This is a genomic window from Nocardia aurantia, from assembly GCF_009604425.1.
GTDB lineage: Bacteria > Actinomycetota > Actinomycetes > Mycobacteriales > Mycobacteriaceae > Nocardia > Nocardia aurantia.
The window spans coordinates 165,200-187,087 of sequence record NZ_WEGI01000011.1; the positions used below are offsets into that span (position 1 = coordinate 165,200).

23 protein-coding genes and 3 pseudogenes are annotated in these 21,888 nt (G+C 68.1%); 14 read left to right on the forward strand and 12 right to left on the reverse strand.

Annotation, left to right across the window (positions count from 1 at the left end):
• Positions 1–15 precede the first annotated feature (15 nt).
• Entirely contained in the window at positions 16–765 is a 750-nt protein-coding gene (locus NRB56_RS25095) for a class II aldolase/adducin family protein (RefSeq protein WP_153346330.1), read from the forward strand.
• Positions 762–1,418 carry an MBL fold metallo-hydrolase gene (locus NRB56_RS25100; RefSeq protein WP_153346332.1) on the forward strand — a complete coding sequence of 219 codons (657 nt, stop codon included), beginning with the start codon at positions 762–764 and terminating at the stop codon, positions 1,416–1,418. Before NRB56_RS25095 ends, NRB56_RS25100 begins: the two co-directional genes overlap by 4 nt.
• 36 nt (positions 1,419–1,454) lie before the next feature.
• Here NRB56_RS25100 and NRB56_RS25105 read toward each other — a convergent pair whose 3' ends face one another.
• The 4 genes from NRB56_RS25105 to NRB56_RS25120 all read right to left on the reverse strand — a co-directional run bounded on the left by NRB56_RS25105 (position 1,455) and on the right by NRB56_RS25120 (position 5,567).
• Entirely contained in the window at positions 1,455–2,366 is a 912-nt protein-coding gene (locus tag NRB56_RS25105; protein ID WP_153346334.1) for an LLM class F420-dependent oxidoreductase, read from the reverse strand.
• A 111-nt stretch (positions 2,367–2,477) separates the two neighbouring features.
• Entirely contained in the window at positions 2,478–2,852 is a 375-nt protein-coding gene (locus NRB56_RS25110; protein WP_153346336.1) for a DUF742 domain-containing protein, read from the reverse strand.
• A complete protein-coding gene (locus tag NRB56_RS25115; RefSeq protein ID WP_319943497.1) occupies positions 2,849–3,274 on the reverse strand; it encodes a roadblock/LC7 domain-containing protein in 426 nt (141 codons plus the stop codon). Before NRB56_RS25115 ends, NRB56_RS25110 begins: the two co-directional genes overlap by 4 nt.
• Positions 3,252–5,567, reverse strand: a complete 2,316-nt coding sequence (locus NRB56_RS25120; RefSeq protein ID WP_153346338.1) for a sensor histidine kinase — start codon at positions 5,565–5,567, stop codon at positions 3,252–3,254. Before NRB56_RS25120 ends, NRB56_RS25115 begins: the two co-directional genes overlap by 23 nt.
• Before the next feature lie 139 nt (positions 5,568–5,706).
• Between NRB56_RS25120 and NRB56_RS25125 the strand changes: the two genes are divergently transcribed.
• Positions 5,707–6,141 (forward strand): MarR family transcriptional regulator, encoded by a 435-nt coding sequence (locus tag NRB56_RS25125; RefSeq protein WP_153346340.1) that lies wholly within the window; start codon positions 5,707–5,709, stop codon positions 6,139–6,141.
• Here NRB56_RS25125 and NRB56_RS25130 read toward each other — a convergent pair.
• From NRB56_RS25130 to NRB56_RS25145, 4 genes are read right to left on the reverse strand one after another with little or no spacing between them, the layout of a single operon-like run.
• Positions 6,132–6,569 (reverse strand): Clp protease N-terminal domain-containing protein, encoded by a 438-nt coding sequence (locus NRB56_RS25130; RefSeq protein ID WP_153346342.1) that lies wholly within the window; start codon positions 6,567–6,569, stop codon positions 6,132–6,134. The two genes, NRB56_RS25125 and NRB56_RS25130, sit on opposite strands and share 10 nt — an antisense overlap.
• A 54-nt stretch (positions 6,570–6,623) precedes the next feature.
• Positions 6,624–7,061, reverse strand: a complete 438-nt coding sequence (locus tag NRB56_RS25135) for a molybdenum cofactor biosynthesis protein MoaE (protein WP_153346344.1) — start codon at positions 7,059–7,061, stop codon at positions 6,624–6,626.
• Positions 7,054–8,283, reverse strand: coding sequence for a bifunctional molybdenum cofactor biosynthesis protein MoaC/MoaB (gene moaCB / locus NRB56_RS25140; RefSeq protein ID WP_153346346.1), 1,230 nt, complete (start codon positions 8,281–8,283; stop codon positions 7,054–7,056). Before moaCB ends, NRB56_RS25135 begins: the two co-directional genes overlap by 8 nt.
• Positions 8,280–9,485: a molybdopterin molybdotransferase MoeA gene (locus NRB56_RS25145; RefSeq protein ID WP_153346348.1), complete on the reverse strand. Its 1,206-nt coding sequence runs from the start codon at positions 9,483–9,485 to the stop codon at positions 8,280–8,282. The genes moaCB and NRB56_RS25145 overlap by 4 nt, the downstream gene beginning before the upstream one ends.
• Before the next feature lie 272 nt (positions 9,486–9,757).
• On the opposite strand from NRB56_RS25145, the gene moaA reads away from it, so the two are divergent.
• Complete coding sequence (gene moaA / locus NRB56_RS25150) at positions 9,758–10,816, forward strand: GTP 3',8-cyclase MoaA (RefSeq protein WP_153346350.1); 1,059 nt, start codon at positions 9,758–9,760, stop codon at positions 10,814–10,816.
• Positions 10,809–11,051, forward strand: coding sequence for a MoaD/ThiS family protein (locus NRB56_RS25155; protein ID WP_319943498.1), 243 nt, complete (start codon positions 10,809–10,811; stop codon positions 11,049–11,051). The genes moaA and NRB56_RS25155 overlap by 8 nt, the downstream gene beginning before the upstream one ends.
• A 10-nt stretch (positions 11,052–11,061) precedes the next feature.
• Here the strand turns inward: NRB56_RS25155 and NRB56_RS25160 are convergent, their stop codons facing one another.
• Positions 11,062–11,763: a TetR/AcrR family transcriptional regulator gene (locus NRB56_RS25160; protein ID WP_227838326.1), complete on the reverse strand. Its 702-nt coding sequence runs from the start codon at positions 11,761–11,763 to the stop codon at positions 11,062–11,064.
• Between the two features lie 91 nt (positions 11,764–11,854).
• On the opposite strand from NRB56_RS25160, the gene NRB56_RS25165 reads away from it, so the two are divergent.
• The 6 genes and pseudogenes from NRB56_RS25165 to nrdE all read left to right on the forward strand — a co-directional run.
• Positions 11,855–12,418, forward strand: coding sequence for an NAD(P)H-dependent oxidoreductase (locus NRB56_RS25165; protein ID WP_153346352.1), 564 nt, complete (start codon positions 11,855–11,857; stop codon positions 12,416–12,418).
• Positions 12,419–12,934: 516 nt separating this feature from the next.
• Positions 12,935–13,168 carry a redoxin NrdH gene (locus NRB56_RS25170; RefSeq protein WP_026343576.1) on the forward strand — a complete coding sequence of 78 codons (234 nt, stop codon included), beginning with the start codon at positions 12,935–12,937 and terminating at the stop codon, positions 13,166–13,168.
• A 50-nt stretch (positions 13,169–13,218) separates the two neighbouring features.
• On the forward strand, positions 13,219–13,701 hold the full coding sequence (gene nrdI / locus NRB56_RS25175) for a class Ib ribonucleoside-diphosphate reductase assembly flavoprotein NrdI (protein ID WP_153346354.1): 483 nt from the start codon (positions 13,219–13,221) through the stop codon (positions 13,699–13,701).
• Positions 13,659–14,234 (forward strand): annotated as a pseudogene (locus NRB56_RS40225) (ribonucleotide reductase N-terminal alpha domain-containing protein); the annotation flags it as partial. The gene nrdI and the pseudogene NRB56_RS40225, both read left to right, overlap by 43 nt.
• Positions 14,235–14,240: 6 nt before the next feature.
• Positions 14,241–15,428 (forward strand): annotated as a pseudogene (locus tag NRB56_RS40230) (LAGLIDADG family homing endonuclease); the annotation flags it as partial.
• A gap of 24 nt (positions 15,429–15,452) precedes the next feature.
• A pseudogene (gene nrdE, locus NRB56_RS40235) lies at positions 15,453–17,069 on the forward strand (class 1b ribonucleoside-diphosphate reductase subunit alpha); the annotation flags it as partial.
• A gap of 74 nt (positions 17,070–17,143) precedes the next feature.
• On the opposite strand, the gene NRB56_RS25185 reads toward nrdE, so the two are convergent.
• From NRB56_RS25185 to NRB56_RS25195, 3 genes are all read right to left on the reverse strand, one after another.
• Entirely contained in the window at positions 17,144–17,605 is a 462-nt protein-coding gene (locus tag NRB56_RS25185; protein WP_153346356.1) for an RDD family protein, read from the reverse strand.
• A 238-nt stretch (positions 17,606–17,843) separates the two neighbouring features.
• Positions 17,844–18,164, reverse strand: coding sequence for a type II toxin-antitoxin system PemK/MazF family toxin (locus NRB56_RS25190; RefSeq protein ID WP_153346358.1), 321 nt, complete (start codon positions 18,162–18,164; stop codon positions 17,844–17,846).
• Positions 18,161–18,385, reverse strand: coding sequence for a ribbon-helix-helix protein, CopG family (locus tag NRB56_RS25195; RefSeq protein ID WP_153346360.1), 225 nt, complete (start codon positions 18,383–18,385; stop codon positions 18,161–18,163). Before NRB56_RS25195 ends, NRB56_RS25190 begins: the two co-directional genes overlap by 4 nt.
• 85 nt (positions 18,386–18,470) lie before the next feature.
• Here NRB56_RS25195 and NRB56_RS25200 point away from each other — a divergent pair, with 85 nt between their 5' ends.
• The 3 genes from NRB56_RS25200 to NRB56_RS25210 all read left to right on the forward strand — a co-directional run bounded on the left by NRB56_RS25200 (position 18,471) and on the right by NRB56_RS25210 (position 21,882).
• Positions 18,471–18,977, forward strand: a complete 507-nt coding sequence (locus NRB56_RS25200) for a hypothetical protein (RefSeq protein WP_194290984.1) — start codon at positions 18,471–18,473, stop codon at positions 18,975–18,977.
• 150 nt (positions 18,978–19,127) lie between these two features.
• Complete coding sequence (nrdF, locus tag NRB56_RS25205) at positions 19,128–20,090, forward strand: class 1b ribonucleoside-diphosphate reductase subunit beta (RefSeq protein ID WP_319943499.1); 963 nt, start codon at positions 19,128–19,130, stop codon at positions 20,088–20,090.
• 247 nt (positions 20,091–20,337) lie between these two features.
• Positions 20,338–21,882 carry a DUF2397 domain-containing protein gene (locus NRB56_RS25210; protein ID WP_153346362.1) on the forward strand — a complete coding sequence of 515 codons (1,545 nt, stop codon included), beginning with the start codon at positions 20,338–20,340 and terminating at the stop codon, positions 21,880–21,882.
• Positions 21,883–21,888: the final 6 nt, after the last annotated feature.

Consider the following 21,888-nt stretch of genomic DNA (forward strand, 5'->3'; position numbering starts at 1 on the left):
CCGCCGGAGACATCGATGAACGACACAGTGCACGACGTGGTGCGAGCCAGTGGAGCCCTCGCCGCCGCCGGCCTGACCGACATGGTGTGGGGCCACGCCTCGATCCGTGACCCGGACGGCAAGGGCGTCTGGATGAAAGCGGCGACCTGGGGATTCGAGGAGGTGGACGCCGACCGAGTACTCCTCGTCGCCCCCGACGGCGCGGTACTCGACGGCGCGGGACGGCGCCACATCGAATTCCCGATCCACACCGAGATCATGTCCCGCCGTGCGGATGTCGGTTGCGTCGTACACACCCACGCCCCTGCCCTCGCCGCGTTCGCGTCCCTGGACACCCCTTTGCTGCCGATCTCCCATGACGCGGTCCCCTTCACCCACCCGCAACTACCGAGATTCACCCGCACCGGCGCCCTGATCGCGACCCGTGAACTCGGGCGGTCTCTGGCCCGCGACCTCGGCGATGCCTCCGCCATCCTGATCCCCAACCATGGCGCGGTCACCGTCGGCCCCGATCCCGCCACCGCCGTCATGTACGCCGTCCTGCTCGAACGCGCTTGCCGCACACAGCTTTCGGCTGTGGCCGCCGGCGGCCCGCTGCGATGGTCGGACGAATCGGAAACCCGATTCAAGCGAGATCAGATCTGGAATCCGGCACAGCTGGACGCGGGATGGCGCTACCTGGTCAGAACCGCGACCCGCGCACACCGCACGCTCCCGGGCGCAGCGCACTCGAACCCGAATCTTCCGGAGCACCGACCGGAATGAACCTCACCCACTACGGCCACGCCTGTGTACTGGCCGAAATATCCACTCGCGCCGCGGAAATCCGAATCCTGATCGATCCCGGCACCTACGCAACCGGTTTCGAGGATCTCCGCGATCTCACGGCCGTCCTCGTCACCCACCGTCATCCCGACCACCTCGACATCGACCGCCTCGCAACCCTGCTCACCCACAACCGCGACGCCGTCCTCGTCGGAGACCCCGAAACCGCCGCCACCCTGACCGACTCCGGCTTCGACGCCCGCGCGACCGCACCCGGCGACCGAATCCGAATCGGCGGCGTCCGGGTCGACGTGCTCGGTGGCGAGCACGCCTGCATCCACCCCGGCCTGCCCGCGATGGCCAACAACGGCTACCTCATCGATGGCCGCCTACTGCACCCGGGCGACGACCTCACCGCGATCCCGCCGGCCGGGACCGTCGACACGGTCCTCATCCCGGTAGGCGGCCCCTGGATGAAGATCGGCGAAGCGATCGATTACCTCCGCGCGCTCGCCCCTCGCACGGCCGTCCCCATCCACGAGGCGGGTCTCGCCCCGGTCCACCGCCTGCTCCACCACCAATTGCTGCGGCAACTGGCACCTCCGAGCTGTGCGGTGGCCGTCCCGGAGCACGGCACACCCCTGACACTGTGACCCGAAAATTATCGGGCTGCCGCACGATCGGGGCGATCAGAGGGCGTGGAGTTCCGGCAGCAGTTCGGCCAGGGTGGTCAGGCGGGCGCGGGTCCACGGTCCCGGCGGGGACAGCAGCACGTGGTCGAGGCCGAGACGGGCGAGATCGCGCATGTGGGCGAGGAATTCGCCGCGGTCGCCGTCGGTGTCGATGTGCGAGGCGACGGTCTTCTCGATCGTGTCGTAGTCGCGGCCGAGGTCGGCGCAGTGCTTGCGGAGCACGTCGAGCTTGTGGGTCAGGTTGTCGGCGTAGCCGGTGCCCGGGAGGTCGAACAGATTGCAGGCGTCGGCGTAACGGGCGACCAGGCGCAGGGTCTTCTGCTCACCGCTGCCCGCCACCAGGATCGGCGGATGCGGGCGCTGGACCGAATTCGGCGAGTTCAGCGGCCGGGGCAGCTGGTAATGCGTTCCGGCGTACGGGGTTTCGTCGCCGGACCACATCTGGTGGGCGATCTGGAGCACCTCCTCGAGCTGTTCGAACCGCCGGGCCAGTGGCGGGAAGGGGATGCCGAGGCCCTCGGCCTCGAAGCCGGTGCCCGGACCCTGCGGTACCGGATTGAACGGCGCCCCCGCGCCGACGCCGAAATATGTTCTGCCGCCGCTCCATACGTCGAGGGTGGTGGCGGATTTCAGCAGCACGCCGGGATGCCGGTACGCCACCGAGGTGACGAGGGTGCCGAGCCGGATGCGGTCGGTGCGACCGGCGAGGAAGCCGAGCGTCGTGTATGCCTCGGGCATCGGCGCTTCCGGTGGTTCGCCGGTGACCCGGATCTGAAAGAAGTGGTCCATCACCCAGAGGCTGTCGAAGCCGGCGTCGTCGGCCTGCCGGGCGAGATCGCCGACGGTGGCGGCGAATTCGGCGACGGGAAGTGGAAAAGAGAAGTTGGCGAAGCTGACACCGATTTTCATGGAGTGCGTCCTCTTGTCGTTAGCCGGACATCGATCGTATCGTGAGTCGGCTAACAAAATCAACGCGAAGCGGGGAGGATGCGCCGGGGGAGGCCGATTCGGGTTGCCGCGCTACAGCTTCCGGATTCCGTCGAGGACGGAGCGCAACATCGACAGGTCCAGGGGGCCGGTGTCGGCGCCGGCGGGCGCCCGGAAGTTCAGATGCCCGTCGTTGATGAGATCACCCACCAGGATCTTCGTCACCGCCAACGGCAGGCGCAGCACCGCCGAGACCTCGGCCACCGACTGCGGTATGTGACACAGCCGGAGGATCTCCGGGTACTCGGGCTCGGGCCGCCGCAACGGGACCGTCGACGATCTGGTCACCACGAGCGTCAACATGTCCAGTTCCCGGCCCGACCCGAGGGTGCGGCCACGGGTGACCGCGTACGGGCGGACCAAGGGGCCCGCCTCGTCGTCGAACCACGGCCGACCGAAGCGCGTCATGACGACCGGGGCTCCACATGGTCGGGCAGATTGTTGCGCGCATCCGTCGACAGGTGCTGGCCCACTCGCGCCACCGTCAGATTCATCTCGTACGCCACCATCCCCACGTTCGCGGATTCGCTGGCCTGCAGGGCGATACACGCGTTGTCGCCGGCCGAGGTCACGAACAGCACCGCCCGGTCCAGCTCGACCACGGCCTGCCGCACGCCGCCGCCGTCGAACCGGTTGCCCGCCGACCGCGCCAGCCCGTACAGCGTCGCCGACATCGCGGCGAAGTGCTCCGCGTCCTCCCGGCTCATCGACGTGCACCGGCCCAGCAACAGCCCGTCGGTGGAATGCACCACCGCGAATCGCACTCCTGCCAGGCGATCGACGAGATCGTCGAGCAGCCAGTCCAGATCACCTGCGTTGGAAGAGGTCACCTTCGCCTTCCTGTTCTCCGCGGGGACGGGACGAGATCTCCCGCCGCCCTTGCCTGGTTCCATTGTCTATGGCGGTGAAGAGATTACGGGTCTGCTCGGCCGAGCGTGGCTGTTGCGCATCGCCTTCGGTGCTCCGGGGCTCGGCGAGTTCCGGCGCGAGGCTGGCCTGTTTGCGCCGCCTCGGCAACGCCGGCCGGGTCGGGTACTCCGTGCGGCCGGTGCGCGCCGCGGATTGCGGTGAGCCCGGTACCGCGTGCCGTCCCGTGGTGGTGGCCGCGGTGGCGGCCATCGGCCAGGACGGCGCGAGGGCCGGGAACTCGCCGGTGGCCGGGGGATCGGGGATGCGGGTGAACCGATCCGGCAGATGATCGACGGCCACGGTGTCCGGCGCCGCGACCAGCGACATCGGGATGAGCACGATGGCGCGCACGCCGCCGTAGTCGGAGTCGGCGAGCCGCACCGAGATACCGTGCCGCCCGGCCAGCTGGGCCACCACGAACAGGCCAAGCCGGGAATCGGACGTCAGCGCCGCGACGCCGAAATCCGGTGGCTCGGACAGCATCCCGTTGATCCGCTCCATGTCCGCGGGTTGCATCCCCACACCCTGGTCGATGATCTCGAGCACCACGCCCCGGCCCGCCGTGGCACCGGTGACGGTCACGTTCGACTGCGGCGGCGAGAAGGAGGTGGCGTTGTCGACCAGCTCCGCGAGCAGATGGATGAGGTCGGCGACCACCGCGCCGATCACGTGCGCCTCGGGCATCCGGGAGGCGTGCACCCGGACGTAGTCGAGGGTTTCGCCGACCGCGCTGCGCACCACCTCCACCAGCGGCACCGGCCGGCGCCACTGCCGGCCCGGCACCCCGCCGCCGAGAATGATCAGATTCTCCGCGTTGCGGCGCTCGCGGGTGGCCAGGTGATCGAGCCGGAACAGGGTGTCCAGGGTCGCCGGATCCTCCTGCTGCGACTCGGCCTCGTCGAGGATCTCCAGCAGCCGGTGCACCACCACCTGGCTGCGGTGCGCGATGTTCAGGAAGACCGCGCGCACGCCCTCCCGGGTCCGCGCCTCGGTGACGGCCGCGCCGATCGCGGCGTTGTGCGCCTGGGTGAAGGCCCGGGCCACCTGACCGACCTCGTCGCTGCCGAAGTCCAGATGCGCGGACAGCGTGGCGGTGTCGAACTGCTCACCCGCGGCGAGCCGACGGGTCACATCCGGCAGTTGCTGCTCGGCCAGCGCGAGGGTCTGGGTCCGCAGCCGCTGCAGCCGGCCGATCAGCCGGTTCGCCAGCAGAACCGCGATCACGAAGGCCAGTACCGAGATCGCCAGCGCGCCACCGCCGGCCAGCGCGGCATTGCGCGAGGTCCGGTTCACCGCGTCCAGCGCCGCCTTGTTGGTCTTGACGCTCTCCTCCTCCCACAACTGCAGGATGCGGGTGGAGACATCGGTCGCGGCCGCGCGCCACTCGGCGATCGACATCGGCGGCGGTTGCACCGCACCGGATTTCGTGAGGGGCGGGTTGATGACCCATTCCTCCATCGCCGCCAGGCGTTGCCAGGCCGGGGAACTCACGATCGCCTTGGCGACGTCGTTGTCGGTCCCGATCAATTGCGTGGTCAGCGGCGGCATCTCGGTGCGATAGAAGCCGACCTGGTTGCGGTAGTCGTCCGCGAGCGCCGGCGGCAGGGGCGTGCCGCCGAGCACGACACCGGTCAGTGCGATGCTGCGCGACAGCGATTCCAGCGCCAGCAGCAACTGCAGCCCGTGCTGCATCTCCAGCGTGATCGCCGGATTGGGCGCGTCCTTCACCACACCGGTGCCGCTGCTCTCGACACCGTCCAGGATCTGGTTGAACACGCCGTAGACGTTGTCCGGGGGCATCATCCCGGCGTCGACGGCAGCCCGCATCCGGGGCATCGACGCGGTCAGGGTGTTGAAACCCTCCTCCGCGTAGGAGGCGCGCTTGCCGTAGGCGTTGCTGTTGACCATCTGCTGCACGGGGGCGACCGCGCGCAGCGCGTCGTCCACCTTCTGCCGGGCCTGGGCCAGCGCGGCCGGATCTCCCTGACCGGACGGTAACCACATTGACTGCATCCGCTCCTGCTGGAACGCGTCCACCAGGGGGCCGCCGATCGTGTTGGTGCCACCCAGCACCGCCAGCCAGTCGTGGGAGTCGCGGCTCTCCGAGTACAGATAACCCGCCGTGCCGACACCGATGCTCAGCAGCGCCAGGCTCGGGACGAACGCGATCACGAGTATGCGGGTGCGTACCCCGCCGGTCCTCGCCTTGAACATCGGCATACTGTAACGATTACCGAATGCTCCCGCGACCGTTTCGCCGACGCTCGCGCCCAGCGGCAACACGAGTGGACGCCGGTGCGACCGATCCGTTCGTGATCGGTTGCGCCGACGGTGGTTCTACGCTGGACGAACCATGAGCGACGACGATTTCCAGACCGCCTTCTGGTCGGCCAAGCACGCCCTGGCCGTCGCGGCGGCCGCCGCCTATGCCGAGCACGGCGTCTACGAGGGCCAGCAGTTCATCCTGCGCTGCCTGTGGGCCGAGGACGGCCTGGCGCCGGGCGAGGTCGCCAGACGGCTGGGCCTGGCCACCCCGACCGTGACCCGGGCGACCACCCGGATGGAGGCCGCGGGACTGGTGCGCCGCGCGCCGCATCCGACCGATCGCCGCCTGGTGTGCCTGCATCTGACCGACCGTGGCCGGGAACTGGAACATCGCATCGAGGAGGCCGGTGCGCAGCTCACCGAGCGCGCGCTCGCGGGATTCACCGCGGCCGAACGGGTCGCCGTGCTGGACGCGTTGCGCCGGATCGAGCGGAATCTGGACCGCGGCACCGCTCAGGCGTAGGCGCGGATCGCGGCGGCGAGCTCCGCGGCGAAGGTGTCCGCCGACAGTCCGGCGGCGGCGAGTTCGCGGACGGCCGCGCAGTCGGGCAGGCGCAGGATCGCCAGTTGCAGATGTTCGACGCCGATGTGATCGTGACCGAACTCGCTCGCGATATCGCCCGCGGCCCGCAGCATCGCGAACCGATCGGCGCTCATCCGGTAGCCCGCCGCGCCGAGCGCCGCGCTCACCAGTTCTGCGAGCCGCTCGCGGTCGCCGCCGAGCCGGCCCAGTACCTGGGTGGGCACCGCGACCGGATCGCGCAGGACGGCCAGTTGCAGGTGGTCGGCGCCGGCCTCGGCGTGGCCGCGCTCCCGGGCGACAGCCTCCGCGTAGCCGAGGATCCAGTTCATGCGCGGGGTGAGGGTGACCCCCTGGTTTCCGGTGACCATGTTCCGATGATGGCCGCGCCACGCGGACGGGACAACCGGTTTCGCATTCCGTGATCAGTGCCCGCAGGCGTTGACCCATTCGGACATACCGTCGGCGAACTGCTGCCGTTTCCAGATCGGGACCTCGTGCTTGATCCGATCGATCAGCGCGGCGCAGGTGGTGAACGCCTCGGCCCGGTGCGGCGCGGCGACCGCGGCCACGACCGCCAGATCGCCGATGGTCAGCGCGCCCACCCGATGCGCGACCGCGACCGGCAGCCCGGACTCGCGGGCCACCTCGGCGCACACCCGGTGCAGGAACTGTTCGGCCTGCGGATGCGCCGAGTACTCCAGCGCCGAGACCGGCTGCCCGCTGTCGTGATCGCGGACCTTGCCGGTGAACACCACCACAGCGCCGTATTCCGGCCCGCTGACCGCCCGTTCGACCTCGGCCGGGTCCAGCGGCCGTTCGTCGATCCGGGTCAGCCGCACGGGCGACAGGGTGTCAGTCATGCCTACCTCCTCCGGCCACCTGGGCCAGCAGATGTTCGAGCAGTGGCTCGAGCACCGCGATACCGTCACGGACGCCACCCGGGGAACCGGGCAGATTGATCACCACCGAGCGTCCCACGAGTCCCGCCGCGCCGCGACTGAGGGCCGCCAGCGGGAACTTCTCGGCGCCGAAGCGGCGGATCGCCTCGGCCACACCCGGCAACTCCCGGTCGAGCACGGCCAATGTCGCCTCCGGGGTGGCGTCGGTGGGGGAGGCGCCGGTTCCGCCGGTGGTGATCACGAGGGCGGGGGTGCCGGTCAGCGCGTCCGCCAGCCCGTTGGCGATCTCGGCGTCCGGGTAGACCAGCGGTCCGCGCACCATGAAGCCGCGGCCGCGCAGCCAGTCGACCAGCACCGGGCCGGTGGTGTCGAGGCGGGTGCCGGCGGCCGTGCCGGTCGACGCCACCAGCACGGCGGCGCGCGGCGGCTCGTCCGCGGACTCGGCGGAACCGTCCGGTTCGGGCGTGCCGGCGGGTGGTTCGGGGGCGGGCCGCCCGTGGCCGTGCTCGTGCGGCGTCCCCTCGTGGCGGTGTTCGTGCCGGGGCGGCTCGTCGCCCGGCGTCGACGGGCCGGTCGAATCCGTTCGTGGAGAGGCCGATTCGCCGGGAACAGGCTGGGCGGCGGCGGGATCCGGGCTGCCGCTGGGGGTGTGCGCCGGTTCGGTGTCGGATGTCGTGGGCGGCTGGAAGGCCGACTGCTCCCGTTCCCAATGTCCGTGCTTGCCACCATCTTTGGTGAGCAGGCGGACGCCGTCGAGCACGGCGGCCGGGTCGATCGCCTTGACCATGTCGTGCAGGGTGAGCCCGGCGACGGCGACGGCGGTGAGGGCCTCCATCTCGACGCCGGTGGGGCCCTTGGTCTTCGCGGTCGCCTCGATGGTGATGGCGTCGGCGGTGAAACCGAAGTGGATGTCGACCGACGACAGCGCCAGCTGATGACACAGCGGGATCAGTTCCGAGGTCTTCTTCGCGCCCATGATGCCCGCCAGCCGGGCCGTGGCCAGCACATCGGCCTTGGGCATGTCGTCGGCGCGGACCAGTTCCACCACCCGCGCCGTGGTGCGCAGGATGCCGGCGGCGAGCGCGGTCCGCACGGTGTCGGCCTTGGCGCTCACGTCGACCATCCGGGCACGGCCCTCCGAATCCACATGGGACAACCGGGGATCGCCGGTCTGCTCGCTCATAGTTCCCGCACTTCCACAGTCGTGCCCGCGGCCAGTTCGGTGGCGGCCGCGGGTATGTCGATCAGGACGTCGGCCTGCGCCATCGCGGCGATCAGATGTGATCCGGGCCCCGAAACCAGTGTCACCCCACCGGATTCCAGCCGACCGCGGAGGAACTGCCGCCGCCCGGCCGGCGACCGCACCGGCACACGCAGCGGCACAGCGTATCCGGGAATCGCGGGCAGGCCCGCGAGCTCGCGCAGGATCGGCCGCGCGAACACCTCGAACGACACCAGGGTGCTCACCGGATTGCCCGGGAAGCTCAGCACCGGCACTCCGCCGATCACGCTCAGGCCCTGCGGACCGCCGGGTTGCATGGCCACGGAACCGAATTCGCCGCCCAGGGTGGCCAGGACGTCCTTGACCACCTCGAAGTCACCCTTGGACACGCCGCCGGAGGTGAACACCACATCCGCGGATTCCGTTGCGGCGGTGAGCTGTTCCCGGAAAGATGCGGCGTCGTCGCGGCTGTGCTCGATCGACACCACCTCGACGCCGTTGGCGGCGAGCGCCGCGGCCAGGGCGATCCCGTTGGAGTCGTAGATCTGCCCGGGGCCCAGCGGCGTGCCCGCGGGCACCAGTTCGTCGCCGGTGGTGAGCACGGCCGCGTGCACCGGCCGGAACACCGGCACCGTGGTGAGTCCCACCGCGGCCAGCACCGCGATGTGCCGGGGCGCGACCAGCGTCCCGGCCGCCACCAGGAGATCGCCGGTCCGGACGTCGGTACCCGGCTCGCGAACGAAATCGCCGGTGGCGCGGGCCTGTTCGATCGTCACCGTGACGCCGTCGGTGACGGTGTCCTCGACCGGGACCACGCAGTCGGCGCCCGGGGGCAGCGGCGCACCGGTCATGATCTTCAGCGCGGCGCCGTCCGGCAGCGGCGTGCCGCCGTGATCGCCGGCCGCGATCACACCCGCCAGCGGCAGCGTGACCGGCACCGTCGCCAGCGATGCGGACCGCACCGCGTATCCGTCCATCGCCGAATTGCGGAACACCGGCAGATCCACCGGCGCGACCACGTCCGCGGCCAGCCGCCGGCCCAGCGCCGCGGTCATCGGGACCCGATCGATCTCGCGCCAGGCCAGTGGGCGCAACAGTTGCTCGACGCGATCGCGATGCGCTTCGACGGACCACGCCGAAGCGGGTGCGGGCCGGGTATTCATGCGGCCAGCCTAACGGTGGGGGGCGCGGTTCCGACCGGTCACCGCTCCGCCGACGGTGCGTCCGCCGGGGCGCCGAGCGGGTCCGGCCGGCGGGGTCCGGATATCGATGCCGATCGGCTGCCGGGAATTTCCGGAGTTGCGGACCAATTCTGTGAATGCCGCCGCACCCTCGGCGAAATGGGCCGATCGGCCGCCTGATCGGCCCGCCGGCGGCCCTGCTCACCGGTGGTGGCCGGGTGGGCGTGAGATCGCGGAGTGGACATAATGGGCGGATGACCGTCGTTCTCATGGGGCTTCCCGCCGTGCGGGGCGGACGTCCCACGCTCGACGGCCGGCCCGACACACCCGAGCTGGTCGACAAGTTCGGCCGGGTCGCGCGGGATCTGCGGGTGTCGATCACCGAGAAGTGTTCGCTGCGGTGTACCTACTGCATGCCGGAGGAGGGCCTGCCCGCCATCCCGGCCGACGAGTTGCTGTCGGCCGCGGAGATCGTCCGGCTGGTCACGCTGGCGGTGCGCGAGCTCGGGGTGCGCGAGGTCCGGTTCACCGGCGGCGAGCCGTTGATGCGCCGCGATCTGGAGGAGATCATCGGGGGCTGCCGCGCGGCGGTGCCGGGCACGCCGCTGGCGATGACCACCAACGCCGTCGGGCTGGAACACCGGGTGCGCGGCCTCGCGGCGGCCGGGTTGCGCCGGGTCAACGTCTCGCTGGACACCGTGGACCGCGCCGGATTCGCCCGGCTGACCCGCCGCGACCGGCTGACCTCCGTGCAGGCCGGTATCCGCGCCGCGCACGCGGCCGGGCTGGCGCCGGTCAAGGTGAACGCGGTCCTGATGCGCGAAACCCTTTCCGGCGCAGCCGATCTGCTGCGCTGGTGTCTCGACGAGGGGTGTGAGCTGCGGTTCATCGAGGAGATGCCGCTGGACGCCGATCACGAGTGGGCCCGCGCGAACATGATCACCGCCGCCGAACTGCTGGACGTGCTCGGCGCCCGCTTCGCGCTCGAGCCGATCGGCCGCTCGGACCCGTCCGCGCCGGCGGAGACCTGGCTGGTCGACGGCGGGCCCGCCACGGTCGGCATCATCGCCTCGGTCACCCGCTCGTTCTGCGGCGACTGCGACCGTACCCGGCTGACCGCCGACGGGATGGTGCGGTCCTGTCTGTTCAGCGACCAGGAATACGATCTGCGCAGCCTGTTGCGCACGGGCGCCTCCGACGCCGAGGTGGCCGCCGTCTGGCGGGGCGCGATGTGGAACAAGTGGGCCGGCCACGGCATCGGCGCCGCGGGATTCGTGCCGCCGGAACGAACGATGGGAGCAATCGGTGGTTGAGATCCGCTATTTCGCCGCCATCGCCGACGCGGTCGGCAAGGCGAGCGAACGTCTCGACCTGCCCGCCGAGGCCACCGTCGCCGATCTGCGCCGCGTCCTCACCGGGACCTACGGGCCCGGTCTGGACCCGATGCTCAAGGTGTGCGCCTTCCTCATCGACGACGAGCTGACCCGCGACGACGCCGCCGTGCTCACGGCCCGGGTCGACGTGCTGCCGCCGTTCGCGGGCGGATGAGGCCGTACGGTCACGCGGCGACGATCGCGCGGACCAGGTGTTCCCAGTGGTTCTCGATCTGTTCCGGGGTGTAGCCGAGGACCCGGATCTGGTGCAGGACCAGGGCCGCGTCCAGGCTCGCGAGCAGGGTGTCGGCCAGCAGCGGGACGTCGCCGCGCGCGCCGGCCTGCCGGAGCAGCAGTGCCACATGGGTTTTGGCGATGTTGTAGGGCGCGCTGGCGTGGGTGCCGCGGTCGGCGGCCCGCCGGAGTTCGCCCTCGACCTGGATGAGGGCCATCCGGGCGCGGCCGAACGCGATCAGCCGGGTCAGCGGCGGCGCGTCGGGACCCAGTGGTGGTGGCCCGAACATGTAGGCGGCCTGGATCTTCCGATCGGATTGGTCCAGCAGCGCGAGCATCAGGCCGGCGCGGTTGCCGAACCGGCGGAACACGGTGCCCTTGCCGACGCCGGCGCGCTTGGCCACCGCGTCCATGGTGACCGCGTCGGCGCCCTCCTCGCGGACCAGTTGCTCGGCGGCGTCGAGTAGCAGTTGCCGGTTGCGGGCGGCGTCGCTGCGCTCCGGATGCCCGAGGACCGACAGGCCCGGAATGAGATCGGAACCGGGCGCGTCCACCGAGACCGGCTCGATCGGGAGCTGGAACGGCAGCGCGGTGCCGTGGTTCTCGGTACACGGATCGGACGGATCGGCTGTGTCGCGGCTCACGACTGGCATCCTCTGGGGTCGGAATGAAAGCGGACCATGGTCCGGTTATCCTGTCGTACAGGCGTCACCCGCCGCAACACCGCTTCAGGAGGAATTGTCAATGTCCCAGACTCGCATTCTCGCGCTCGTCGGCAGCCTGCGTGCCGCGTCGATCAATCGGCAACTCGCCGAGGCCGCGGCGCAGACCGCCCCGTCGGGCGTGGAGGTGAGCATCTACGAGGGCCTCGGCGATATTCCTTTCTACAACGAGGACCTCGATGTCGAGGGCCGGGTGCCCGCCGCGGCCGTCGCCCTGCGCGAGGCCGTCGCCGCCGCGGACGCGCTGCTGCTGTTCGTGCCCGAGTACAACGGCACCATCCCGGCCGCGCTGAAGAACGTCATCGACTGGGCCTCGCGGCCGTACGGTGTCGGCGCGATCAAGGGCACGCCCGCCGCGGTGATCAGCGCGTCGATCAGCTCGAACGCCGCCAAGTGGGCGCACGCCGACACGGTGAAGGCGCTCGGCATCGCCGGCGCGGTCGTCGTGGAGGAGGCCACCGTGCACTTCGGCACCATCGGCCAGCGGTTCGCCGAAGCCGTGCCGAGCCAGGACGCCGAGGCCATCGCCGAGCTCGCCGGTGCGGTCCGCGAGCTGGTCGAGCGGACTGCTCGGATCGCCGCCTGATCCGTCAGCCGCCCCGGAGCGCTCCGGGTTCCAGGGCCCGCCCCCGTCGCACCGCGCCGGGGGCGGGCCCTTTTCGGTGATCCGAGGGGTCCCCGGTGCTTCCGGGATGGATGGGATCACTGTGACGAATGGGAGAGATGGGTTTGCTGAGAAGGAACTGTCGTGTGAAATCGTGATCTGCACCACTGTCGTGTCGAGTTGCGGGATCGTCTGTCCAGGTACTTGCCACGGGCGAATTCCATCCGTGTGACTCGCTACATGTCGTGTCGTATGAATCTGTCGGCCACTAGGTGTAGTGTCTCGACCACCGAAAGGCGACGCGGATTCCGTGCCGGTCACGGCAGGGAATCCGGCAGAGCCGGGCCCTGGCCGGTCCGGTGGCGGTATGCGCCCGGCGTTGGCTGGACACCTCCCGATGCTGTCGTTCTTTCCGGGGCACGCGCAGCACCACACGGATCTGCTCAGTCGTGCACTGCAAGGTCGCATCGGGTCGAGGATGAACAGAGAGGGATACTCATGACCGTCACCGTTTACACCAAGCCCGCGTGTGTCCAGTGCAATGCCACCTACCGCGCGCTGGACAAGGTCGGCGTCGACTACGAGGTCATCGACATCTCGGAGAATCCCGACGCGCGTGACTACGTGATGGCGCTGGGTTACCTGCAGGCCCCGGTCGTCGTCGCCGGCGACGAGCACTGGTCCGGCTTCCGGCCGGACCGCATCAAGTCCCTGGCCGCTCTGGTGGCCTGAATCGCTGCCCGCTCCAGGCGAGCGGGCGGCCGGGAAGGGGTGCGGCTGCGATGATCGACACCGATCTGCCTCGCACGGGCGGGGAGGGGCCGCTGGTCTACTTCTCGAGCGCCTCCGAGAACACGCATCGTTTCGTCGAGCGGCTGGGTCTCCCGGCGCTTCGTATCCCGCTCCACACCGCCGACTCGCTTCGGGTCGACGAGCCCTATGTGCTGATCTGCCCCACCTACGGTGGCGGCCGGCATGTGCTGGGGGGCAACCGATCCGACAAGGAGTTCGTCCCCAGGCAGGTGGCGAAGTTCCTCAACGATCCACACAATCGTGCGTTGCTGCGCGGCATCATCGCGGCCGGCAACACCAACTTCGGTGAGACGTACTGCTATGCGGGAGAGGTCATCTCCCGCAAGTGCGGGGTGCCGTACCTGTATCGCTTCGAACTCATGGGAACCGCGGAGGACGTCGAGCGCGTCCGAGAGGGATTGGGATTGTTTTGGCAACGACCACAGCACCGGCCGGAAAGACGGCCCGCCTAGAGCGTCAGGTCAGTAGTGAGGCGTCCACCGAGGGCCTCGACTACCACGCCCTCAACGCGATGCTCAATCTGTACGGCCCGAACGGCGAGATCCAGTTCGACAAGGACATCGCCGCGGCCCGTCAGTACTTCCTGCAGCACGTCAACCAGAACACCGTCTTCTTCCACAACCTGGACGAGAAGCTCGACTACCTGGTCCGGGAGAACTACTACGAGGCCGAGGTACTGGACAAGTACAGCCGGCCGTTCGTGAAGAAGCTGTTCCAGCAGGCGTACGCGAAGAAGTTCCGGTTCCCGACCTTCCTCGGCGCGTTCAAGTACTACACCTCGTACACGCTCAAGACGTTCGACGGCAAGCGCTACCTGGAGCGGTTCGAGGACCGCGTCTGCATGGTCGCGCTGACCCTCGCCGACGGCGACGAGAAGCTGGCGCAGGAGCTGGTCGAGGAGATCATCTCCGGTCGTTTCCAGCCCGCGACCCCGACCTTCCTCAACTCGGGCAAGCAGCAGCGCGGCGAGCCGGTTTCCTGTTTCCCGGCGGGCACCCCGGTGGACACGCCGGAGGGGCCGCGCGCCATCGAGACGTTGCGGCCCGGCGACCGGGTGCTCTCCCACGATGGGTCCTACGCGACCGTGGAGACGCTCGTTGAGAATTCGAATGATCAAGCACTGGTATCGATTTCGCACTTCGGCCACAAAGAGCCGCTGCTCTGCACCCCGGAGCATCCCATTCTGGTCTGGACGACGCGCGAGGTCGAAACGCTGATCGATGGTGACGGCGCCGATCCCTTCCGCGGTTTCGTGTGGCTGGCCGCACAGGACGTACACCCGTCCGACTTCATCGTGACCACGGCGCCACTGGACGAGCGGCCGCGTCGCGTCCTCGATCTCATGGATCATGTCGGTGAGGGTCTCCACGAAGAGGTGGACGGTCTGATCCACAAGGTGAATGTGGATGCGAAGCATCGGAACAAGCAGCGGCACAGCCGGCGCTTCGTTGCGGTCAACCGCTACGTCGAGGAGTCCTACGAGCTGGGCTTGATCCTCGGCTGGTACGTCGCCGAAGGGCATGTGTCCAAGCGATCGGGTGTTGCGGACTTGCGGCCGAACGGCGTTCACTTCACCCTCGGTGCGCACGAGGTCGAATACCATGTCGAACTCGGTATGGCCTTCAAGCAGGTGTTCGGTGTCGATCTGTCCCTGCACACCAACCACTCGGATCATTCCACCCGGATGGTCTGTAACAGTCAGGCCGTGGCGTCGCTGCTGTTGTCGCTGGCGGGAACCGGCTACAACGCCAAGCGTCTCCCGCACTACGTACTAACCGCGAACGAAGACTTCCAGCGCGGCCTGCTGGCAGGGCTGTTCAGAGGGGACGGGTGCAGCACGACCGGGGGGATGGTGCTCGATCTGGTGAACCCGGAACTGGTCGACCAAGTTCAGCTGATCCTGCGGCGGCTGGGCATCATGTCGGTTGTTCGTACCTACCTGAACCAAGCCGGAAATCCGACCGGGCAGGTGTTCGTGCCCGGGCTGCCCGGTACGAACGAGGACTTCATCTACGACATCGGTAAGAACCTGCACAACTACACCGGTCGTAAAGGCACGAAGCGCAGCACCTTCCAGGTGGTGCACGGCCGTCACGTCTACGGTGTTCGCGCGATCGAACGCACGGCCGAGGCCCCAGAACAGGTGTACAACCTCCATGTCGAAGGCACACACACGTATTCGATTCGTGGCACCGTCGTGCACAATTGCTTCCTGCTGCGCATCGAGGACAACATGGAGTCCATCGGGCGCTCCATCAACTCCGCGCTGCAGCTGTCCAAGCGCGGCGGCGGAGTCGCGTTGCTGCTCAGCAACATTCGCGAGCACGGGGCGCCGATCAAGAAGATCGAGAATCAGTCCTCGGGCGTCATCCCGATCATGAAGCTGCTGGAGGACTCGTTCTCCTACGCCAACCAGCTCGGCGCGCGCCAGGGCGCGGGCGCGGTGTACCTGCACGCGCACCACCCCGACATCTATCGCTTCCTCGACACCAAGCGGGAGAACGCGGACGAGAAGATCCGCATCAAGACCCTGTCGCTCGGTGTGGTCATCCCGGACATCACCTTCGAGCTGGCTCGCAAGAACGAGGATATGTACCTGTTCTCGCCGTACGACGTGGAGCGCATCTACGGCAAGCCGTTCGCCGACGTCGACGTCACCGAGAAGTACCACGAGATGGTGGACGACAAGCGGATTCGCAAGACCAAGATCAAGGCGCGCGAGTTCTTCCAGACGCTGGCCGAGCTGCAGTTCGAGTCGGGCTACCCGTACATCATGTTCGAGGACACGGTGAACCGGGCGAATCCGGTGGCGGGCAAGATCACCCACTCCAACCTGTGCTCGGAGATCCTGCAGGTCTCCACGCCGTCGATCTACAACGACGACCTGTCCTACGCGAAGGTCGGCAAGGACATCTCCTGCAATCTGGGCTCGCTGAACATCGCCCAGACCATGGACTCGCCGGATTTCGGCCATTCGGTGGAGACCGCGATCCGCGCGCTCACCGCGGTGTCGGACCAGACCCACATCCACTCGGTGCCGTCGATCGAACAGGGCAACAACGAATCCCACGCCATCGGCCTCGGCCAGATGAACCTGCACGGGTACCTGGCCCGCGAGCGGATCCACTACGGATCCACCGAGGGCGTCGACTTCACCAACATGTACTTCTACACGATCGCCTACCACGCGATCCGCGCCTCCAACCGGCTGGCGATCGAACGCGGCCGCGCCTTCGGCGGTTTCGAGAATTCGAAGTACGCCAGCGGGCAGTACTTCGACAAGTACACCGAACAGGTCTGGGAGCCGGCGACCGACCGGATCCGGCAACTGTTCGCTGATGCCGGGGTGCGCATCCCGACCCAGGACGACTGGCGCGAACTGCGAGCCTCGGTGATGGAACACGGTATCTACAACCAGAATCTGCAGGCCGTCCCGCCGACCGGCTCGATCTCCTACATCAACAACTCCACCAGCTCGATTCACCCGGTGGCGTCGAAGATCGAGATCCGCAAGGAGGGCAAGATCGGCCGGGTCTACTATCCGGCGCCCTACATGACCAACGACAACCTCGAATACTTCGAGGACGCATACGAAATCGGCTACGAGAAGATCATCGACACGTACGCCGCGGCCACCCAGCACGTGGACCAGGGCCTGTCGCTGACGCTGTTCTTCCAGGACACCGCCACCACCCGCGAGGTCAACAAGGCGCAGATCTACGCCTGGCGCAAGGGAATCAAGACGCTGTACTACATCCGCATCCGGCAGATGGCGCTGGAGGGGACCGAAGTCGAGGGTTGCGTGAGCTGCATGCTCTAGAAGTTGTTGTCGCACAGGGTGTTTCCGTGTCGGAGGCACCCTGTGCGGTTGTCGGCCGTCGCGTGTGCTGTGTGTCAGGGCAACACGTCGGCGACGTTCGCCAGGCAGATGAACACCGCGCAGAACCAGAATTTGATCAACTGCCAGAGGGTGATCGGATAGTCGCCGGGATTGTGCAGGCGCAGCCCGAACACGGCCTTGCCGATGGTGGTGTAGGTCAGGCGCTGGAAGAATGTCCGGTGCGCGAACGAGACCGCCACCCAAGCGAGTACGGCGCACACGATGGCCGGCTGGCTGCCGAGGGAGTGTGCGGAGGCGGCGAACCAGACTCCGGCCGCGACCGCCGCGTGCAGGGCCGTGTCGACCAGGAAGCCGAGCACCACGAGCAGCGTGCGCGTCCGTTCACCGAGCGCGGGAAACCAGCGGCTGCGCGCGAACAGATCCATCGCCTCCGGCCGAGAGGTGGTCGCCGCGCCGGAGCGGGTCGCCGATCGGGCCGTGCCGTTCATCGCGGTCCGGTGCCGCTGCTCGTTCATTGCCACATCCCACCTCATCGTCCTGGTGAATCGCTCGGCGTCCGGTTGTGATCGCAGACTGCGCGCGCTGGTTGATCTTGTTGCGGGACAGTCTGTGTCGAGAGCCGGACGACCAGGCTTGCTCGATGTGGTATTCGGGTCGGCGGGCCGGGATATTAACGGCTGATTCTGTGCGGACGCTTTCGATGGCAGACCATGTCAGCGGGTGCCCGGTGGCGCTTCGATCACCCGCATCCGGTCAGAACAGTCCCAGCTTCAGCATCAGTGCCCGATCCAGTTCGGCCAGTTCGGTTCCATCCAGACTTCCTTTGAACGCGCCGAGTCGTTCGGGGGCAACAGCGAAGGTCTGATCGGTGAGAATGCGGGTCTGCGTGCCGTCGAACTCGATGACCGGCCGGTATACGGCCGGCCCTGCGCTGGTCGACGTCATCGCGACGATGACGGTGCTGGAAGGGAAACGGTCCGATTGGATGATCACCGCGTACCGATGGCCTTGCTGCTCGTGTCCGCGCGCGCCGGGCAGCGCTTTGATCTCGTAGATCGCCCCTCTGAAGATCATGCAACGCCCATGAACCGCTGGATTGCCAGCATCTCGGCTTGATCGTCCTGATCTACCGCCAGCCGCTCGGCGTCATCGGTCGCTTGCTGGAGCAGCAGTTCCTTGTAGGTGCGCAGTAGGGCGTAGCGAACTGCCTCCGAACGGGTCCGATCGGTGCCCGCGGTGAGTTTGTCCAGCGCGATTTCCATGGCTTCGTCGGTGCGTACATTGAGCGTTCCCATACGTCAGTGTAACGCAAAATGTAACACATGCAGTCGGTGGTAAATCGGTGGAACCCGATGTCGGCCGGCGGCATGCTGAGTGGTGATGAAGAGAGTTTCGCGATACCGGCTGGGGATCGATTTCGGCCGGGTTGTCCAGGGGGCGGCGGCAGAGCCGGGGGGTGAGGACACGGTGTTCCTGTCCGGTGGGGCCGAGGAGGCGCTGAGCAGTCCGCCGAGTGCGGGGGCGTTCGAGGCGCTGGCCCGGCTGGTGCCGCTGTTCGACGGGGCGTGGGTCATCTCCAAGTGCGGGCCGCGGATCGAGGAGCGGACCCGGCAGTGGCTCGATCACCACGATTTCTACGGTGCCACGGGGGTACCGCGCGATCATGTACGGTTCTGTCGGGCCCGCAAGGACAAGGCGGTGCACTGTGCCGACCTCGGGATCACTCATATGATCGATGACCGGCTCGATGTGCATCGCGCGCTACACGGGCTGGTGCCGCATCTGTTCTGGTTCGGTCTCCAGACCGAGCCGGCGCCCGAGTGGGTGATGCCGACGCCGACCTGGCCGGTCGCGGAGGCCGCCGTCCTGGCGACGCTGGGGTCCTGACGGCCCGCCGGTCCGGGCGGTCGCCACCTTCCTCCGTTCGGAGGAGAATGGTGTGAAGACACAAGGTGTTGTGCTGTAGGTCGTTGTCGTACACCAGTAGTAGTGTTTCCCGATGACGAATGGGCGAGGTAGAAGGGTGAGTGAGCGGGCGTGAAGCTGATCGACCGGGTGTCTGCGATCAACTGGAATCGTGTGACCGACGAGAAGGACGCCGAGGTCTGGGATCGGCTCGTGGGTAACTTCTGGCTGCCCGAGAAGGTGCCGGTGTCCAACGACATTCCGTCGTGGAACACGTTGACGGCCAACGAGAAGCAGTTGACCATGCGGGTGTTCACGGGGCTCACCCTGCTCGACACGATTCAGGGGACGGTCGGCGCGGTCAGCCTGATTCCGGACGCGCTGACGCCGCACGAGGAGGCGGTGCTCACCAACATCGCGTTCATGGAGTCGGTGCACGCCAAGAGCTACAGCTCGATCTTCTCCACGCTGTGCTCCACCCGCGAGATCGACGACGCGTTCCGCTGGTCGGAGGAGAACCGCAATCTGCAGCGCAAGGCCGAGATCGTCCTCGAGTACTACCGGGGCGACGAGCCGCTGAAGCGCAAGGTGGCCTCCACGCTGCTGGAGAGCTTCCTGTTCTATTCCGGGTTCTATCTGCCGATGTATTGGTCCTCGCGGGCCAAGCTCACCAACACCGCCGATCTGATCCGGCTGATCATCCGCGACGAGGCCGTGCACGGGTACTACATCGGGTACAAGTACCAGAAGGGGCTGGAGCCGCTCACCCAGGCCGAGCGCGATGAGCTGAAGAACTACACGTTCGAGTTGCTGTTCGAACTGTACGAGAACGAAGTGGAGTACACGCAGGATCTCTACGACGAGGTCGGGCTCACCGAGGACGTCAAGAAGTTCCTGCGGTACAACGCGAACAAGGCGTTGATGAACCTCGGGTACGAGGGGTTGTTCCCGAAGGACGAGACGGATGTGAATCCGGCGATCCTGTCGGCGCTTTCGCCCAATGCGGACGAGAACCACGACTTCTTCTCGGGGTCGGGCAGTTCCTATGTCATCGGCAAGGCCGTGAACACCGAAGACGAGGACTGGGAATTCTGAAACAGGTCGACCGAGCAGGCGTCCCGGTCCGGCGCCGGCGCCGATGACATCCGTTGCGACGGGTCGCACGGCGTCGGCGGAGGTCACCGCCTACTCCTCACCCGGTAAGCCGCGGTGAGGTCCCTGGCGTCGCAGTGTCACCTTCCGCCGGCTCGAGCGTCTACCGGTGCGACTCGGGCCGGAGCGATGATCGGGATGCCCCAATGGACGAGGACCTGGGAATTCCGACTCGGTAAGGTTGGCCGGTATGACGGCGGGCGACGAGACGACCGAAGCGGCCGGTACCGATCCGTGGGCGGCGTATCTACCGGGTCAGGAGCTGGTTCCGGCCTACCTGACGTCGCGATTCGCGGCCCAGTATCGCGCGATCGTCGAGGTGATGCTGGAGGCTCAGGACACCAGTCTGACCGGGATGTCGTTCGACGAGATCGGGGCACGGCTGCGGGCCTGGCTGGGTGAGCGCGTCGAATCGGCCGTGGCCGATCGCCTGGTGCGGGATGAGGTGTTCCCGCTGGACGGACGGCTGGACAGTCTGGTGAACTGGGGCGTCCTGACCCGGTGGCAGGAACCGGCGCGCACCGGGGAGGACTTCCTGCGCCGGCGGGATCGCTTCCAGTTGACTCCGGTCGCCGCCCGGTTGCACGCGTTCTGGACCCAGGAATTGGGATCCGACGAGGATGCGGCGGCGGATCTGACCCTCGCACCGCGGGCGATCCACGACCGGTTGCACCAGTTCGCGGTTGCCGTGCGGGAGCGGCGATTTCCGGCGGCGGCCGCTGAATATCAGCAGATCATCACCCTGCAACACGGTATGGCGGTGGCGGCGCGGACGTGGCAGCGCAGTCTGGCGCACGCGCTGTCCGGCGCGCCGGATCCCGGCAAGCAGGAAATACTGTGGCGCACTTTGCAATCCTATGTCGGCATGTGGGGTGAGCAGGTCGACATCTACACCCCGACCGTGGCGGCCTTGATCGACGAGCTGGAACCGCTTCTCTCCGAACAGATCTGGCGGACCTGTGTGCGGGGCGCGCTGCCGCCGGACGCGGCCGACGCGATCGTCGAACCACAGGTACGGCGCTGGGTGGGCACCTGGACGGCGCTGCGCGGCTGGTTCGCCGGCGGCGACGGTCAGGCCCGCCGCCTGCGGCGGCAGCTGCGCGATCTGGTGGCGCCCTGGGCGCGAAACATGCACATCCTCATGGACACCGGTGGCGCGCTCACCCGGCGCAGCGAATTGCTGGCGCTCGCACGCTCGATCGAACGCGCCCCGGACGACGAGTCCGCGTGGCGGATGTGGGATACCGCGGTGGGTGTCTTCTCGGCCCGGCATCTTCTGGTCCCCGCCGAAGGCGCCGACGAACACGCGGTGGCGTGGGCCGACGCGGAACCGGCTCCGATCACCGCGCGGTTCCGTGAGCACGGACATCGCGCGGCAGTCGGCAAGCGCACCAAGGCAATCGACAATTCGGCCGGTCGGGCGGCCGCACGCCGGGCCCGATCCGCGGCGCGGGCGCAGCGACTGGCGGCCGAAGCGGAGTTGCGAACGCGCTCCGGCACTTCGATGTCCACGTGGGCGCCGTTGACCGAACCGCAACTGGAGGTGCTGCTGGATTTCCTCGCGGTCGCGCGGGCCCGCCACGGTGAACCGCGGCGGATCGCCGTGACCGAGGACGGGCGCTGGCAGATCACCTTGACGGGACCGCCCGGCGGTGCGACCACCACCCTCGAGACCGCCGGGGGCCGGTTCGTCACCCGGGACTGGTTCTTCGAGCTCGAACCGGCACTGTCCTAGCCGCGG